15 protein-coding genes are annotated in these 15,396 nt (G+C 61.9%); 12 read left to right on the forward strand and 3 right to left on the reverse strand.

Annotation, left to right across the window (positions count from 1 at the left end):
* The first annotated feature begins 5 nt into the window (after nt 1-5).
* Genes ACSJLU_RS18430 through baeR form a run of 3 tightly spaced genes read left to right on the forward strand, consistent with a single transcriptional unit; the run spans nt 6 to nt 3,531 of the window.
* On the forward strand, nt 6-1,436 hold the full coding sequence (locus ACSJLU_RS18430) for an MFS transporter (protein WP_380826060.1): 1,431 nt from the start codon (nt 6-8) through the stop codon (nt 1,434-1,436).
* A complete protein-coding gene (baeS, locus tag ACSJLU_RS18435) occupies nt 1,433-2,815 on the forward strand; it encodes a two-component system sensor histidine kinase BaeS (RefSeq protein ID WP_049204856.1) in 1,383 nt (460 codons plus the stop codon). The genes ACSJLU_RS18430 and baeS overlap by 4 nt, the downstream gene beginning before the upstream one ends.
* Nucleotides 2,815-3,531 carry a two-component system response regulator BaeR gene (gene baeR, locus ACSJLU_RS18440; RefSeq protein WP_004941568.1) on the forward strand — a complete coding sequence of 239 codons (717 nt, stop codon included), beginning with the start codon at nt 2,815-2,817 and terminating at the stop codon, nt 3,529-3,531. Before baeS ends, baeR begins: the two co-directional genes overlap by 1 nt.
* 7 nt (nt 3,532-3,538) lie before the next feature.
* Here baeR and ACSJLU_RS18445 read toward each other — a convergent pair whose 3' ends face one another.
* Together ACSJLU_RS18445 and ACSJLU_RS18450 are read right to left on the reverse strand one after the other, a co-directional pair.
* On the reverse strand, nt 3,539-3,928 hold the full coding sequence (locus ACSJLU_RS18445) for a type II toxin-antitoxin system VapC family toxin (RefSeq protein WP_025303864.1): 390 nt from the start codon (nt 3,926-3,928) through the stop codon (nt 3,539-3,541).
* Nucleotides 3,929-3,931: 3 nt separating this feature from the next.
* Nucleotides 3,932-4,195, reverse strand: coding sequence for an antitoxin (locus ACSJLU_RS18450; protein ID WP_004941563.1), 264 nt, complete (start codon nt 4,193-4,195; stop codon nt 3,932-3,934).
* 337 nt (nt 4,196-4,532) lie between these two features.
* Here ACSJLU_RS18450 and ACSJLU_RS18455 point away from each other — a divergent pair, with 337 nt between their 5' ends.
* Nucleotides 4,533-4,871, forward strand: a complete 339-nt coding sequence (locus ACSJLU_RS18455; RefSeq protein ID WP_016926703.1) for a YegP family protein — start codon at nt 4,533-4,535, stop codon at nt 4,869-4,871.
* Nucleotides 4,872-5,049: 178 nt separating this feature from the next.
* Complete coding sequence (gene trhP / locus ACSJLU_RS18460) at nt 5,050-6,402, forward strand: prephenate-dependent tRNA uridine(34) hydroxylase TrhP (protein WP_025303865.1); 1,353 nt, start codon at nt 5,050-5,052, stop codon at nt 6,400-6,402.
* Nucleotides 6,403-6,618: 216 nt separating this feature from the next.
* Here trhP and ACSJLU_RS18465 read toward each other — a convergent pair whose 3' ends face one another.
* A complete protein-coding gene (locus ACSJLU_RS18465; protein WP_141998673.1) occupies nt 6,619-6,840 on the reverse strand; it encodes a hypothetical protein in 222 nt (73 codons plus the stop codon).
* A 29-nt stretch (nt 6,841-6,869) separates the two neighbouring features.
* Here ACSJLU_RS18465 and yegS point away from each other — a divergent pair, with 29 nt between their 5' ends.
* From yegS to ACSJLU_RS18500, 7 genes are all read left to right on the forward strand, one after another.
* Nucleotides 6,870-7,775 (forward strand): lipid kinase YegS, encoded by a 906-nt coding sequence (gene yegS / locus ACSJLU_RS18470; protein ID WP_043137977.1) that lies wholly within the window; start codon nt 6,870-6,872, stop codon nt 7,773-7,775.
* 168 nt (nt 7,776-7,943) lie between these two features.
* Nucleotides 7,944-9,158 carry a D-mannonate dehydratase ManD gene (gene manD / locus ACSJLU_RS18475; RefSeq protein WP_025303867.1) on the forward strand — a complete coding sequence of 405 codons (1,215 nt, stop codon included), beginning with the start codon at nt 7,944-7,946 and terminating at the stop codon, nt 9,156-9,158.
* 5 nt (nt 9,159-9,163) lie between these two features.
* Complete coding sequence (locus ACSJLU_RS18480) at nt 9,164-10,180, forward strand: Zn-dependent oxidoreductase (RefSeq protein ID WP_161800876.1); 1,017 nt, start codon at nt 9,164-9,166, stop codon at nt 10,178-10,180.
* A gap of 91 nt (nt 10,181-10,271) precedes the next feature.
* Nucleotides 10,272-11,561, forward strand: coding sequence for an MFS transporter (locus ACSJLU_RS18485; protein ID WP_380826068.1), 1,290 nt, complete (start codon nt 10,272-10,274; stop codon nt 11,559-11,561).
* Between the two features lie 52 nt (nt 11,562-11,613).
* Nucleotides 11,614-13,119, forward strand: coding sequence for a mannitol dehydrogenase family protein (locus ACSJLU_RS18490; protein WP_380826070.1), 1,506 nt, complete (start codon nt 11,614-11,616; stop codon nt 13,117-13,119).
* Nucleotides 13,100-14,431: an MFS transporter gene (locus tag ACSJLU_RS18495; RefSeq protein WP_049204863.1), complete on the forward strand. Its 1,332-nt coding sequence runs from the start codon at nt 13,100-13,102 to the stop codon at nt 14,429-14,431. The genes ACSJLU_RS18490 and ACSJLU_RS18495 overlap by 20 nt, the downstream gene beginning before the upstream one ends.
* A 98-nt stretch (nt 14,432-14,529) precedes the next feature.
* Nucleotides 14,530-15,216: a GntR family transcriptional regulator gene (locus ACSJLU_RS18500; RefSeq protein ID WP_025303872.1), complete on the forward strand. Its 687-nt coding sequence runs from the start codon at nt 14,530-14,532 to the stop codon at nt 15,214-15,216.
* Nucleotides 15,217-15,396 lie beyond the last annotated feature (180 nt).

The following is a 15,396-nucleotide window of genomic DNA, read 5'->3' on the forward strand; positions in this document are numbered from 1 at the left end:
GACCGATGCTGATGAAACACACCGCCACGGTACGCTGGCAACTCTGGATAGTGGCATTCGGCTTCTTTATGCAGACGCTGGATACCACTATCGTCAACACCGCCCTGCCCTCGATGGCCGCCAGCCTGGGGGAGAACCCGCTGCGCATGCAGTCGGTGATCGTCTCCTATGTGCTGACGGTGGCGGTGACGCTGCCGGCCAGCGGCTGGCTGGCGGACAAGGTCGGCGTACAGCGGGTGTTTTTCAGCGCCATCGTGCTGTTCACCCTCGGCTCCCTCCTCTGCGCCCGCTCGGAAACCCTGAACGAACTGATCGCCTCGCGCGTGCTTCAGGGCGTCGGCGGCGCGATGATGGTGCCGGTCGGCCGCCTGACGGTGATGAAAATCGTGCCGCGCGAGCAGTACATGGCGGCGATGACCTTCGTAACGCTGCCAGGCCAAATCGGCCCGCTGATGGGGCCGGCGCTGGGTGGCTTCCTGGTGCAATACGCCAGCTGGCATTGGATTTTCCTGATCAATATTCCGGTGGGTATCGTGGGCGCCATCGCCACGCTGCTGCTGATGCCCAACTACCAAATGCAGACCCGCCGCTTCGACGTCAGCGGCTTTCTCCTGCTGGCGATCGGCATGGCGTCGCTGACGCTGGCGCTCGACGGCCACAAAGGCATGGGGCTGTCCGGCAGCGCCATCGCCGGCCTGGTGGCGCTAGGCGTGGCGGCGCTGTTGGGGTATGTTTGGCATGCTTACGGCAATAGCCGCGCCCTGTTCTCGCTGCGGCTGCTGCGCACCCCGACTTACAAGATCGGACTGCTGGCCAGCCTGCTGGGGCGCATCGGCAGCGGCATGCTGCCGTTCATGACGCCGCTGTTTCTGCAGGTGGGCATGGGCTTCTCGCCGTTCCACGCCGGGCTGATGATGATCCCGATGATCATCGGCAGCATGGGCATGAAGCGCATCGTGGTGCAGGTGGTCAACCGCTTCGGCTACCGCAACGTGCTGGTGGCCGCCACGCTGCTGCTGGCGCTGGTCAGCCTGAGTTTCCTGCTGGCGGCGATGCTCGACTGGCTGTGGCTGCTGCCGGTGGTGCTGTTCTTCCAGGGGATGGTCAACTCGCTGCGCTTCTCGGCGATGAACACCCTGACGCTGAAAGATCTGCCGGACCGGCTGGCCAGCAGCGGCAACAGCCTGCTGTCGATGGTCATGCAGCTGTCGATGAGCCTCGGCGTCAGCGTCGCCGGCATCTTGATCGGCAGCTTCGCCCATCACCAGGTGGTGGCCGATAGCCCAGCCATTCACAGCGCATTTATTTACAGCTACTGCTGTATGGCGTTGATTATCGCCCTGCCCGCGCTCGCCTTCGCGCGCGTGCCGGCCGATAGCGCGCCCAACCGCACGCTGACCAAAGAGCCGGGTACCGGCTCAACGAGGTTGCAATGAGGATAGGCATTACCGGGAAGCTGTTCCTGGCCATTTTCGCTACCTGCATGCTGGTGTTGATCACCATGCATTGGGGGGTGCGCGTCAGCTTTGAGCGCGGCTTTATCGATTACATCAAGAGCAGCAACGAGCAGCGCATCAACATGCTGAGCGAAGCGCTGGAGGAACAGTACAGCCATCATGGCAATTGGATATTCCTGCGCAACAACGATCAGGTGGTCTACCAAATCATGCGTTCGTTCGAACAGAACAGCGACAGCAGCCACAATCTGCCGCCCAAGGGCTGGCGCACCCAGTTTTGGGTGGTGGACAGCCAGTTCAATCGGCTGGTCGGGCATTCCGGCCCGTTGCCGAAAGAGGGGCCGCGCCATCCAATCCGCTATAACAACGAGATCGTCGGCTGGGTGCTCACCACCCCGGTCGAGCGCCTGACGCGCAATACGGACATCAACTTCGATCGCCAGCAGCGGCGCACCAGTTGGATTATCGTCGCGCTCTCCACCCTGTTGGCAGCGGCAGTGACCTGGCTGCTGTCGCGCGGCATGCTGGCCCCGGTCAAGCGCCTGGTGGCGGGCACCCACCGCCTGGCGGCGGGCGATTTCACCACCCGCGTGGCGGTCAGCAGCCAGGATGAACTGGGCAGGCTGGCGCACGACTTCAACCAGTTGGCCACCTCGCTGGAAAAAAACGAGCAGATGCGTCGCGCCTTTATGGCCGACGTGTCGCACGAGCTACGCACGCCGCTGGCGGTGCTGCGCGGCGAGCTGGAGGCGCTGCAGGACGGCGTGCGCCAGCCGACGCCGGCGTCGCTCAGCTCGCTGCAGGCTGAGGTATCCACCTTGACCAAACTGGTCGACGACCTGCACCAGCTATCGCTCTCCGATCTCGGCGCGCTGGCCTATCGCAAGGCGCAGGTGGACTGCGTGCACCTGGTGCAGATCGCCGTCGCCGCCTTCCGCGAACGCTTCCGCGCCAAAGGGCTGGAGATCGTCACCCATCTGCCGGCCCAGGCGCCGCTGTTCGGCGATCCCGATCGCCTGAACCAGCTGTTCAATAACCTGTTGGAAAACAGCCTGCGTTACACCGACGTCGGTGGCCGGCTGGAGATCGGCGCCGAGCTGCAGCCGGGGAGACTGATCCTCTGCTGGCAGGACAGCGCGCCGGGCATCAGCGATCAGCAACTGACGCGCATTTTCGAACGCTTCTATCGGGCGGAAGGTTCACGCAACCGCGCCAGCGGCGGCTCAGGGCTGGGGTTGGCGATCTGCCACAACATCGTGGAAGCGCACGACGGGAAAATCCGCGCCGAGCATTCGCCTTTAGGCGGCGTGCGCATTACAGTAGAATTTGCTACCCCGATAAAAAATAAGGCGCCCTGATGGACATTCAGAATCAACCCGTGCAGATCATGATTGTTGAAGACGAGCCCAAGCTGGGCCAGCTGCTGGTGGATTATCTGCAGGCGGCGGGCTACGCCACCCGCTGGCTGACCAACGGTAATGAAGTGGTGCCGACCGTGCACCAGCATCCGCCGGCGCTGATCTTACTCGACCTGATGTTGCCAGGGGCCGACGGCCTGACGGTGTGCCGCGAGCTGCGCCGCTTCAGCGACGTGCCCATCGTGATGGTGACGGCGAAAATCGAAGAGATTGACCGCCTGTTGGGATTGGAGATCGGCGCCGACGATTACATCTGCAAACCCTACAGCCCGCGTGAAGTGGTGGCGCGAGTGAAAACCATCCTGCGCCGCAGCTATCGGCCGCAGGAGAACGCGCGGGAAGATGATCTGCTGCACATCGATGAACCGCGCTTCCAGGCCAGCTATCAGGGGCAGTTGCTGGATCTGACGCCGGCGGAGTTCCGCCTGCTGAAAACGCTGGCCAGCCAGCCAGGCAACGTGTTTTCTCGCGAGCAGCTGCTGAACAACCTGTACGACGACTACCGGGTGGTCACCGACCGCACCATCGACAGCCACATCAAAAACCTGCGCCGCAAGCTGGAACTGATCGACGGGGAAAAATCCTTTATTCGCTCGGTATACGGTGTGGGCTACCGCTGGGAAGCCGAGCCCTGCCGGCTGATGAATGGGGTTTAGAGGGAAATCAGCGCGTCCAGTCTTCAACCGCCAACCCGGGCACCATGGCGAATGCGCGATCGTTGGTCACCAGCGTCGCGCCACGGCTCTGCGCGTGAGCGGCGATCAGTTGATCCATCGCGCCCATGATTTTGCCCTTTCTCCCCATGTTTGCCCGCATTTCACCGTAGCAGCGGGCGGCCTCGCGATCCCATGCATAGACCGTCACCGCAGCAAGAAAGGCCTCGACCATGCTTTGCAACGCTTTGTTCCGCCGTTTGGCCACACCGTAAAGCAGTTCCGCCTCCGTGACGCTGGAAATACATACGGCAGAAGGCGGGAGCTTTTGCATGACGTTAAGCACCTGCGGATGCTGCCGAAACAAGTGGCTGACGGTGTTGGTATCAAACATGTACATCGCCTACTCTTCCTCTGAGAATGGATCGCGGTCTGCAACCCCTTGCTGACGATCTTCCGCGCCAAGAAACTCTTGCGGCACCGGCGTTTGGGCGATAATGCTCAGCAGCGGTGCCCAGCTGTCCGGCTTTGCCGGATATTTGGATAAAATCACGTTTCCCTCCCGATCGCGACGGATATACACACGATCCGTATCAAATTCAAATTCCACCGGTAACCTCACCGCCTGATTTCTACCGTTTTTAAACAGCTTGGCGATTCTTTCCATCTCGACACTCCACAGCAGGCATAGGCCAAAGCATATGCCTGCAGCGCGTCGATGCCAAGATCTATCGCTCACTTTTCACTCACCTTTACGTAGCGGGCAAACGGTAACGCGCAATGCTGCTCGATGAAACCACGTAATTGTCATTATGCGGCGCACTGCGCAATCACCGCGCCTTTCCTTAGCTTCCCGTGCGGCGCCGGGCTCACCGAATGAAAACTCCGCGCCGGCGCAAAAAAACTGCGCATTTTTTCGACTAAGCTGCTGTGAGGTTTAGCCGCCGATTTTCAAGCGATTGGCTACACTTACATCACGAATCGGAACCTACAGGAGAAGAACCATGGCAATCGGTCATTACGAGCTGAAAAAAGCAAAGAACGGACAGTACCACTTCAACCTGAAAGCCAGTAACGGCGAAATTATTCTGGCCAGCGAGATGTATGCCAGCAAAGCCTCGGCGGAGAACGGCATCGCCTCGGTGCAGACCAATTCACCGCACGAAGCGCAGTACGAACTGAAGCACAGCGCCAGCAATCAGCCCTATTTTGTGCTGAAGGCCAAGAACCATCAGGTGATCGGCGTCAGCGAAATGTACAGCTCCGAAAGCGCGGCCAAAAACGGTATCCAGTCGGTGACGAAAAACGGCCCGACCACCGATATCCGCGATTTGAGCGCCTGATCCCCCGTTTCGCCCGCGCGGTGGCCGCCACCGCGCGTTTTCCGTTTGACCGGGATCAATCTCCCTTGAATAAATCCGGTTAACTGCTGATTTCTTGCCGCGCTGCGGCTACAATCCCCCGCTTTTACTGCGCCATCAGGTGGCGTGGTGCTGACCTGAAATCAGACCGAGACACACTATGTTTACACCGGAACTTCTCTCCCCGGCCGGAACGCTGAAAAACATGCGTTACGCCTTTGCCTACGGCGCCGATGCGGTTTACGCCGGCCAGCCGCGCTACAGCCTGCGGGTACGCAACAACGAGTTCAACCACGAGAATCTGGCGCAGGGCATCAACGAAGCGCATGCGCTGGGCAAAAAATTCTACGTGGTGGTGAACATCGCCCCGCACAACGCCAAGCTGAAAACCTTCTTGCGCGATCTGAAGCCGGTTATCGATATGGGCCCGGATGCGCTGATCATGTCCGATCCTGGCCTTATCATGATGGTGCGCGAAGCCTTCCCGCAGATGGACATCCACCTGTCGGTGCAGGCCAATGCCGTTAACTGGGCGACGGTGAAGTTCTGGAAGCAAATGGGCCTGACCCGCGTGATCCTGTCGCGCGAACTGTCGCTGGAAGAGATTGCCGAGATCCGCGCCGAAGTGCCGGACATGGAGCTGGAGATCTTCGTCCACGGCGCGCTGTGCATGGCCTACTCCGGCCGCTGCCTGCTGTCCGGCTACATCAACAAACGCGATCCCAATCAGGGTACCTGCACCAATGCCTGCCGCTGGCAGTACAAGGCGGAGGAAGGCAAAGAGGACGACACCGGCAATATCGTGCACCTGCACGAACCGATCCCGGTGCAGACCGTCGAGCCGACGCTGGGCATCGGCGCGCCGACCGACAAGGTGTTCATGCTGTCTGAAGCGCAAAAGCCAGGTGAATATATGAGCGCCTTCGAAGACGAACACGGCACCTATATCATGAACTCCAAGGATCTGCGCGCCATCCAGCACGTAGAGCGTCTGACGCAGCTCGGCGTGCATTCGCTGAAGATCGAAGGGCGCACCAAGTCCTTCTACTACTGCGCCCGCACCGCCCAGGTCTACCGCCGCGCCATCGACGACGCCGTTGCCGGCAAACCGTTCGATCCGACCCTGCTCACCACGCTGGAAGGCCTGGCGCACCGCGGCTATACCGAAGGCTTCCTGCGCCGCCACGTGCACGAAGCGCAGCAGAATTACGAATACGGCTCTTCGCTCTCCGAGCGCCAGCAGTTCGTCGGCGAGTTCACCGGCGTGCGCCGCGAAGGCTGGGCGGAAGTCGACGTGAAGAATAAATTCTCACTCGGCGACAGCGTCGAGATGATGACGCCAGGCGGCAACGTGCTGTTCACCCTCGAAAGCATGCAAAATAAGAAAGGCGAGCCGATTGAGGTCGCGCCGGGCAACGGCCATATCGTTTATTTGCCGATCCCGCAGGATATTGATCTCAATTATGCATTGCTGATCCGCAATTTGGCGGAAGAAAATAGCGCCGGAGCCTAACAATCAATCGTCGCCATTCGGCGGCGATTTTTAGCAAATATTAGAATTGGATCACATCAATGTGCCCGCAGCTTGGTTACTATCACGCTGCTTAAAACGAACAACGAAAATATTTGCATAGCAATACTAGGAACCACCTCCTTAGCCGGCTCAATCTCCCTTGGGCTGGCTTTTTCTTTATGGGTCCGCCATTGCCGCCGGTGCGCCTATTTTTCATTACGTTTTCCCGTTATCCATTTTAATAAAAATAATAACGCCACATCGATATATAAATAACGCTATAGCGATTAATCCTGCCGCCATTAAAATTCCGCTTATTGTCAGGTTAAATTCAGATAAATTCGCATCGTCTTCATATTCACGGCACAATAGGAAATAACCGGAATTAGCTGAATATTCTGATGGCTTGGCGGCGTAGGCTGGTTTATCTTGAGGCATTCTTGGTTTTCCGCCGGAGGAGATCGGTAATGCCTCAACACTCACATGCAGCCGCCCTGCTTATTCTCAACGGCAAGGGCGCCGGCAACGAAGAACTGCGTCAGGCGGTCACACGGCTGCGCGAAGAGCAAATCACGCTGTACGTGCGCGTGACCTGGGAGCACGGCGACGCCGCGCGCTACGTCGCGGAAGCTGCACAACTCGGCGTCGGCACCGTCGTCGCCGGCGGCGGTGACGGCACCATCAACGAAGTGGCCGCCGCGCTGGTGCAGCTGCCGGCGCATAACCGGCCGGCGCTGGGCATTCTGCCGCTCGGCACCGCCAACGACTTCGCCATGGCGTGCAATATCCCCCCATCCCCCGAACTGGCGCTGCAGCTGGCGATCAAGGGCCGCTCGGTGCCGATCGATCTGGCGAAGGTCAACGGCGAGCGCTACTTCATCAACATGGCCACCGGCGGCTTCGGCACCCGCATCACCACCGAGACACCGGAGAAGTTGAAGGCGGCCTTGGGCGGCGTGTCCTACTTCGTGCACGGCTTGCTGCGCATGGATACGCTGCAGGCCGACCGCTGTGAAATCCGCGGGCCGGACTTCCGCTGGGCCGGCGAAGCATTGGTGATCGGCATCGGCAACGGCAAGCAGGCCGGCGGCGGCCAGGAACTGTGCCCCAGCGCGCTGATCAACGACGGCCTGCTGCAGCTGCGCCTGCTGATCGCCGATGAACTGCTGCCGGCACTGGTCGCCGCCCTGTTCAACGACGAAGAGAGCAACAGCATCCTCAGCGCGGCGCTGCCGTGGCTCGAGATCGACGCGCCGCATGAGATGACCTTCAACCTCGACGGCGAACCGCTCAAAGGCCGCCATTTCCGCATCGAAGTGTTGCCGCAGGCCATCGAATGCCGCCTGCCGCCTAACTGCGCCCTGCTGGGCTGACCTTGTCGGGCGCAGCCGCTGCGCCCCACTTCTTCCCCTCCGTTCATCCGCTTCCACTCGCGATCAAATGTGATCCTCTCCGGCAAATTCATCAATTCATACTTGTATGGTAGTTAGTTCATGACGTATTTTCGCGCTATCTCTCCGCAGCTACAGGATGTGAAGGTTATGAAAATCGTCAACGCCGAGGTGTTCGTCACCTGCCCGGGGCGCAACTTTGTCACGCTGAAAATCACCACCGATGACGGCATCATCGGCCTCGGTGACGCCACGCTGAACGGGCGCGAATTGCCGGTGGCCTCTTACCTGAAAGATCACCTCTGCCCGCAGTTGATCGGCCGCGACGCGCAGCGGATCGAAGACCTCTGGCAATTCTTCTACAAAGGCGCTTACTGGCGGCGCGGCCCGGTGACCATGTCGGCCATTTCCGCCGTCGACATGGCGCTGTGGGACATCAAGGCCAAGGCCGCCAACATGCCGCTGTATCAGCTGTTGGGCGGCGCCTCACGTTCGGGAGTGATGGTGTATTGCCATACCACCGGCCACTCGATCGACGAGGTGCTCGACGACTACGCCAAACATAAAGAACAAGGCTTCAAGGCGATCCGCGTTCAATGCGGCGTGCCCGGCATGAAAACCACCTACGGCATGGCCAAGGGCAAAGGCCAGGCCTATGAGCCGGCCACCAAGGGTGACTGGCCGGAAGAGCAGCTGTGGTCGACGGAAAAATACCTCGATTTCACCCCCAAACTGTTCGACGCGGTGCGCAACAGGTTCGGCTTCAACGAGCACCTGCTGCACGACATGCACCACCGCCTGACGCCAATTGAAGCGGCGCGCTTTGGTAAAAGCGCCGAGCCGTATCGCCTGTTCTGGATGGAGGATCCGACGCCGGCGGAAAATCAGGCCTGTTTCCGCCTGATCCGCCAGCATACCGTCACGCCGATCGCCGTCGGCGAGGTGTTCAACAGCATCTGGGACTGCAAACAGCTGATCGAAGAACAGCTGATCGACTACATCCGCACCACCCTGACGCACGCGGGCGGCATTACCGGCATGCGGCGCATCGCCGACTTCGCCTCGCTGTATCAGGTGCGCACCGGTTCTCACGGCCCTTCCGATCTGTCGCCGATCTGCATGGCGGCGGCGCTGCACTTCGATCTGTGGGTGCCAAACTTCGGCGTGCAGGAATACATGGGCTATTCCGAGCAAATGCTCGAGGTGTTCCCGCACAGCTGGACGTTCGACGACGGCTATATGCATCCGGGCGACAAGCCGGGTATCGGCATCGAGTTCGATGAGAAGCTGGCGGCCCGTTACCCCTATGAACCGGCCTACCTGCCGGTCGCGCGTCTGGAGGATGGCACCTTATGGAACTGGTAAACACCATGCGCAGCGTCGTGATCGAACAGCCCGGGCGCCTGGCTCTGCAGACGCGCGCGCTGCCACAGCCGGCGGCCGGCGAGGTGCGGGTCAAGGTGAAATTCGCCGGCATCTGCGGCTCCGACGTCCATATCTATCACGGCCATAACCCGTTCGCCCGCTACCCGCGGGTGATCGGCCACGAGTTCTTCGGCCTGATCGATGCGCTGGGCGAAGGCGTCGATCCGGCGCGCCTCGGCGAACGCGTCTCGGTAGACCCGGTGGTGAGCTGCGGCCACTGCTATCCCTGTTCGGTCGGCCGCCCCAACGTCTGCACCTCGCTGCAGGTGATCGGCGTGCACCGCGACGGCGGCTTCAGCGACTACGCCTGCGTGCCGGCACGCAACGCCTATCCGGTTCCGGCCGCCATCAGCGATCGCCACGCCGCGATGATCGAACCCTTCACTATCGCCGCCAACATTACCGCCCATCTGCAACCACGCCCCGACGACATCGCGCTGATCTACGGCGCCGGGCCGATGGGGCTCACGGTGATCCAGACGCTGAAAGGCGTGTACGGCGTCAAGCAGGTGTGGGTCGTCGATCGCATCGCCGAACGGCTGGACATGGCACGCGCCAACGGTGCCGACGAAGTATTCAACAACGCCGAGGCCGCATTGCCGCAGGCGCTGCAGCAGCGCGGCATTCAGCCGACGCTGATCGTCGATGCCGCCTGCCACCCCGCCATTTTGCCGGAGGCGATCGCGCTGGCTTCGCCGGCGGCGCGCATCGGCATCATGGGCTTTTCCGGCGACGCCTGCACCCTGACCCAGCAGAGCATCACCAGCAAGGAGCTGTCGATCTTCTCCTCGCGCCTGAACAGCGCGCGCTTCCCGCAGGTGATCGCCTGGATGGCGGACGGCAAGCTAGACCCGCAGCGGCTACTCACCCACTGCGTGCCCGCCGGCGACGTCGAACGGGCAATGCAGATGTTCGAGCGGGATCAGCGCACCTGCTGCAAGGTACTGCTGCAGTTCGAGTAACGTCACGGCAGCATCGGGGCATGGGGCGGCACCCGCCGCCCGTGCAAACAACGAAGCATCACGATTAAAACGACACCCAGTGGAGTGCTTTATGTTTAAAAACCTGCGTTGGACCATCGTGTTCCTGCTGTTCATGGTCTACATGATCAACTACCTCGATCGCGTGGCGCTGTCGATCACCGTGCCGATGATCGAACAGGATCTGATGCTGAACGCCGAACAGTTCGGCCTGATCTTCGGCAGCTTCTTCTTCGGCTACGCCATCTTCAACTTCGTCGGCGGGCTGGCGGTCGACCGCTTCGGCCCGACGCTGGTGCTGGGCGTGGCGGTCGGCCTGTGGTCCATCTTCTGCGGCATGACGGCGATCGCCACCGGCTTTTACTCAATGCTGATCCTGCGCGTCCTGTTCGGCATGGCCGAAGGGCCGATCTGCGCCTCGGCCAACAAGATGATCAACGGCTGGTTCCCGAAGAAACAGGCGGCGACCGCTATGGGCCTGCTCAGCGCCGGTTCACCGTTGGGCGGCGCGGTGGCCGGGCCGATCGTCGGCTATCTGGCGCTGGCGTTCGGCTGGCGGCCGGCGTTTATGATCATCTGCGCCATCGGCATCGTCTGGATGCTGGTGTGGTTCTTCGTGGTGGCGGATAACCCGGCGAAAAGCCAACGCGTCAGCAACGAAGAACGGGCGCTGATCGCACAGTTGAAACAGGAAAATCTCGGCGAGGAAAGCGTGCTGAGCGACGCCGCTCACGGGCTGGGTTACTACCTGAAGCAGCCGATCATTCTGGTCACCGCCTTCGCCTTCTTCTGCTACAACTACATCCTGTTCTTCTTCCTGAGCTGGTTCCCCTCGTATCTGGTGCAGGCGCACAACCTGAACATCAAAGAGATGAGCCTGACCACGATGATCCCGTGGATCGTCGGCTTCGTCGGGCTGGCGCTCGGGGGCTATATTTCCGACAAGATCTTCAACATCACCGGCAAATTGCTGCTGTCGCGCAAGATCGTGCTGGTCACCAGCCTGCTGGCGGCGGCGGTGTGCGTGGCGTTGGCGGGCACCGTCAGCAGCGTGGTGCCGGCGGTGATGCTGATGTCGGTGTCGATCTTCTTCCTCTACATTACCGGCGCTCTCTACTGGGCGATTATCCAGGACGTGGTGCATAAATCCCGGGTCGGCGGCGCCAGCGGGTTCATTCATTTGATCGGCAGCGTCTCCGGCATCATCGGGCCCATCGTCACCGGCTACATCGTGCAGAACACCGGCAAATTCGACAGCGCCTTTATGCTGGCGGGCGGCGTCGCCGCGCTGGGCGCGCTGCTGGTGCTGCTGGTGATCAAGGCGCCGCGCGCAACGGCGGGCGTGCAAATCTTAAAACCCTAACGCCAGACGGGGCGGCTTCGCCCCTTTGCTTACCTCTCCAGGGACATTGAACATGAGACTTTCCGACCACAGCGCGCTGCCGGCCGCCGTTATCCGGCCCGGCTACGCACGTGAGCGCGTGAAACCGCGCATGGCGCATATCGGCTTCGGCGCGTTTCACCGCGCGCACCAGGCGATGTACGCCGACAGGCTGGCCAGCGAGCACGGCAGTGACTGGGGTTACTGCGAAATCAGCATGCAGCACGGCCAGCAAAAGATCGCCGACCTACGGCAACAGGACCTGCTGTTCTCGGTGGCGGAGATGGACGACGACGGCTGGCGGGGCCGGGTCATCGGCGTGGTTCGCCAGGCGCTGCACTTGCAAACCGACGGGCTGGCGGCGGTGCTGGCGGCCCTGACACAGCCTGAGATCGCCATCGTCTCGCTGACCATCAGCGAAAAGGGCTATTGCTACCACCCCGCCAGCGGTCGGCTGATGGAGGAACACCCGGCGATCGCGCACGATATCGCCCACCCGGCACGGCCGCAGTCGGCGCCGGGGCTGCTGCTGGCGGCACTGCGCCTGCGCCGTGAACGCGGGCTGCCGCCGTTCGCCGTGATGTCCTGCGATAACATGCCGGCTAACGGCCGGGTCACTCGCCAGGTGCTGGTCGAACTGGCGCAGCGGCAGGATCCGGCGTTGGCCGACTGGGTGCGTCAAGAGGTCGCCTTCCCTTCCACCATGGTGGATCGCATCGTGCCGGCGGTAACGCCGGAGGCCCGCCGGCAGTTGCGCACCTGGCTGGGCGGCGTCGAGGATGACGTCGGCGTGGCCTGCGAGCCGTTCAGCCAGTGGGTCATTGAGGACCGATTTCCTCAGGGGCGCCCGGCCTGGGAAAAGGCCGGCGCCGAACTGGTGAGCGACGTGCTGCCGTACGAGGAGATGAAGCTGCGCATGCTGAACGGCAGCCATTCCTTCCTCGCCTACCTCGGCTACCTGGCCGGTTATCAGCACGTCGGCGACTGTATGCAGGATGCGGATTTTGTCCGCGCCGCCCGTCACCTGATGCTGGCGGAACAGGCGCCGACCCTGCAGGTGCCGAACGTCGATTTGGCGCAGTATGCCGACTCGCTGCTGCAGCGTTACCGCAACCGCGCGCTGAAACACCGCACCGCGCAGATCGCCATGGACGGCACGCAGAAGCTGCCGCAGCGGCTGTTGGACGCGATCCGCTGGCATCTGGCGCGTGGCAGCCGCTTCGACTGCCTGGCGCTGGGCGTCGCCGGCTGGATGCGCTACGTCGGCGGCCGCGATGAACAAGGCGGGCCGATCGATATCAGCGATCCGCTGCGCGAGTGCCTCGCCGCGTTGGTCGCCGGCAGTGAGGAAGGCCGGCCCCGCGTCCTGGCGCTGCTGCAGCTCGACAGCGTCTTCGGCCACGATCTGCCCGATTCGCCTGACTTCGTCCGCGCCGTCAGCCACGCTTATCATCAACTGCTGAGTCTGGGGGCCAAAGCCACCGTCGCCGCTCTGCCGCTTACCGCCCGGGAGGTTTCCGATGACCGTCACCACGCATAACGCCGTCAATACCGGCAATCAACCGCTGCTGCGGCGCGTCGCCAGCGCTTCGGCCATCGGCACCGCCGCCGAATATTATGATTTCTTCGCTTACGGCACCGCCGCGGTGCTGTTCTTCGGCCAGCTGTTTTTCCCCAGCGCCGATCCGCTGATCAGCACGCTGGCGGCCTTCGCCACCTACGCGGTCGGTTTCCTGGCGCGCCCGCTGGGCGGCATCGTGTTCGGCCATATCGGCGACAAGGTCGGCCGCAAGAAGGCGCTGGTGATCACCATCCTGATCGTCGGCCTCGGCACCTTCTGCATCGGCCTGCTGCCCACCTATGAGCAGATCGGCATCTGGGCGCCGCTCGCGCTGATCTTTATCCGCGTGCTGCAGGGCTTCGGCGTCGGCGGCGAACAGGCAGGCGCGGTGCTGATGACCGCCGAATATGCGCCGCCGCCCCGGCGTGGCTTCTACGCCAGTTGGGTGCAGATCGGCGCGCCCGCCGGTTTCCTGCTGCCGTCCGGGCTGTTCGCGCTGCTGACCGCCGTGCTGTCGCCGGCGCAGATGCTGGACTGGGGCTGGCGCATTCCGTTCCTGCTCAGCCTGCTGCTGGTGCTGGTCGGGCTGTTTATTCGCCTGAGGATCGACGAATCGCCGGTGTTTACCCAGATCCGCGCCACCAAAGCGGTGGAGAGCCGGCCGGTGGTGGAAGTGGCCCGCCGCTATCCCGGCCTTATCGGCAAAGGGGTATGTGCCAAGCTGATCGAAGCCTGCGCCTTCGCCATGTTCACGGTGATCGTACTGGCCTACGGCAAAGCCAACCACCTCAACGAGACTATTCTGCTGGAGGCGATGATCGTGGCGGTGCTGCTGGAGATTTTCGCCATTCCGCTGATGGGCCGCCTCTCCGATCGGCTGGGGCGCAAACCGGTTTACATCGCCGGCGCGCTGCTGCAGGTGGTGTGCATCGTGCCGTTCTTTATGGCGATCAACCTCGATAGCTTCTGGGTGACGCAGATCGCCATGATCGTGGTGCTGACCTTCGGCCACAGCATGTGCTACGCGCCGCAGGCCTCCTACTTCCCGGAGCTGTTCCCCACCCGCGTGCGCTGCAGCGGCATCGCGCTGATCTGGCAGATCGGCTCGCTGATCGGCAGCGGCATTCTCGGGCTGTTGGCGGTGAAGATCCTGCAGGTGACCGGCGGCCACTACTACGGGCTGGCGGGGTACATGATGGTGCTGGGCGTGGTGTCGGCCATCGGCCTGAGCCTGATGCCGGAAACTGCGCCAGCGCGGCGCAAGCAGGAATATCAGGATTGGCATCACTGAGTTACCCTGCTCGGCGGGTGGATTTATCCCCCCGCCCTTAACCAATAATCTGCTAGTATGGTGGCATTCGAATTCCAGCCAGATGCCTGATTGTCGCCATGTCTGAAACGTACAGTCTCACCAACAACGTCCCGGTCAACCAACAGATCTATCGCTTCCTGCGCAAGGATATCGTCGACTGCACCATTCCCCCCGGCACCCTGCTGTCCGAGAAAGAGATTTCTACCCGCTTTTGCGTTTCGCGCCAGCCGGTGCGCGAAGCCTTCATCAAGCTGGCGGAGGCCGGCCTGGTGCAGATCCTGCCGCAGCGCGGCACCTTCGTGATGAAGATTTCCGCCAAGCGCGTGGCCGACGGGCGCTTTATCCGTCAGGCGGTGGAATGCGCCATCGTGCGCCGCGCGGCCGAGCGCGCCACCCCGGCGCAGCTGATGACGCTGGAGCATAATCTGCACCGCCAGGCGCTGGCCGCGCAGAACGGGCAAACGCGCGAGTTTTTGGCGCTGGACGACGAATTCCACCAACTGCTGACCCAGTTTGCCGACTGCCCGCTGGCGTGGGAGACCATCGAAACCATCAAGGCCACTATGGATCGGGTGCGTTTCCTCAGCCTGAGCGAAGTCTCGCCGCCGGAGAGCCTGATCAAGCAGCACTACCGCATCTACGAGGCGCTGAAAGCGCGCGATGCCGAGGCGGCGGAGCGCGCCATCCACGATCACCTGCAGGAGATGATCTACTCCATCACCCCGATCGCCCTGCAGAACACCGAGTGGTTCGAGATCGAATAATCAATCGCTTAGCGCGCCGGGGGCGATCGCCCCCGCGTATTTGGCCACGCCAATGGCATTTCCTCTCAATCGCATCTATTGTTTGTCCTTGCCGGATCAAGTTCGGTAGCATCGCTTTACAGCTTCAATCACCGCTTTTTTACTGCGCCGGTGGTCAAAAACCCTTGCATTGCCGGTGTA

Origin of the sequence: Serratia bockelmannii (assembly GCF_051803255.1) — a bacterium.
In the GTDB taxonomy this organism is placed as follows: Bacteria; Pseudomonadota; Gammaproteobacteria; order Enterobacterales; family Enterobacteriaceae; genus Serratia; species Serratia bockelmannii.

Excerpts from the sequence above, each read along its gene's own strand:
- ACSJLU_RS18430 (WP_380826060.1), top strand. The coding sequence starts at position 6 with ATGCTGATGAAACACACCGCCACGGTACGCTGGCAACTCTGGATAGTG.
- baeS (WP_049204856.1), top strand. The coding sequence starts at position 1,433 with ATGAGGATAGGCATTACCGGGAAGCTGTTCCTGGCCATTTTCGCTACC.
- baeR (WP_004941568.1), top strand. The coding sequence starts at position 2,815 with ATGGACATTCAGAATCAACCCGTGCAGATCATGATTGTTGAAGACGAG.
- ACSJLU_RS18445 (WP_025303864.1), bottom strand. The coding sequence starts at position 3,928 with ATGTACATGTTTGATACCAACACCGTCAGCCACTTGTTTCGGCAGCAT.
- ACSJLU_RS18450 (WP_004941563.1), bottom strand. The coding sequence starts at position 4,195 with ATGGAAAGAATCGCCAAGCTGTTTAAAAACGGTAGAAATCAGGCGGTG.
- ACSJLU_RS18455 (WP_016926703.1), top strand. The coding sequence starts at position 4,533 with ATGGCAATCGGTCATTACGAGCTGAAAAAAGCAAAGAACGGACAGTAC.
- trhP (WP_025303865.1), top strand. The coding sequence starts at position 5,050 with ATGTTTACACCGGAACTTCTCTCCCCGGCCGGAACGCTGAAAAACATG.
- ACSJLU_RS18465 (WP_141998673.1), bottom strand. The coding sequence starts at position 6,840 with ATGCCTCAAGATAAACCAGCCTACGCCGCCAAGCCATCAGAATATTCA.
- yegS (WP_043137977.1), top strand. The coding sequence starts at position 6,870 with ATGCCTCAACACTCACATGCAGCCGCCCTGCTTATTCTCAACGGCAAG.
- manD (WP_025303867.1), top strand. The coding sequence starts at position 7,944 with ATGAAAATCGTCAACGCCGAGGTGTTCGTCACCTGCCCGGGGCGCAAC.
- ACSJLU_RS18480 (WP_161800876.1), top strand. The coding sequence starts at position 9,164 with ATGCGCAGCGTCGTGATCGAACAGCCCGGGCGCCTGGCTCTGCAGACG.
- ACSJLU_RS18485 (WP_380826068.1), top strand. The coding sequence starts at position 10,272 with ATGTTTAAAAACCTGCGTTGGACCATCGTGTTCCTGCTGTTCATGGTC.
- ACSJLU_RS18490 (WP_380826070.1), top strand. The coding sequence starts at position 11,614 with ATGAGACTTTCCGACCACAGCGCGCTGCCGGCCGCCGTTATCCGGCCC.
- ACSJLU_RS18495 (WP_049204863.1), top strand. The coding sequence starts at position 13,100 with ATGACCGTCACCACGCATAACGCCGTCAATACCGGCAATCAACCGCTG.
- ACSJLU_RS18500 (WP_025303872.1), top strand. The coding sequence starts at position 14,530 with ATGTCTGAAACGTACAGTCTCACCAACAACGTCCCGGTCAACCAACAG.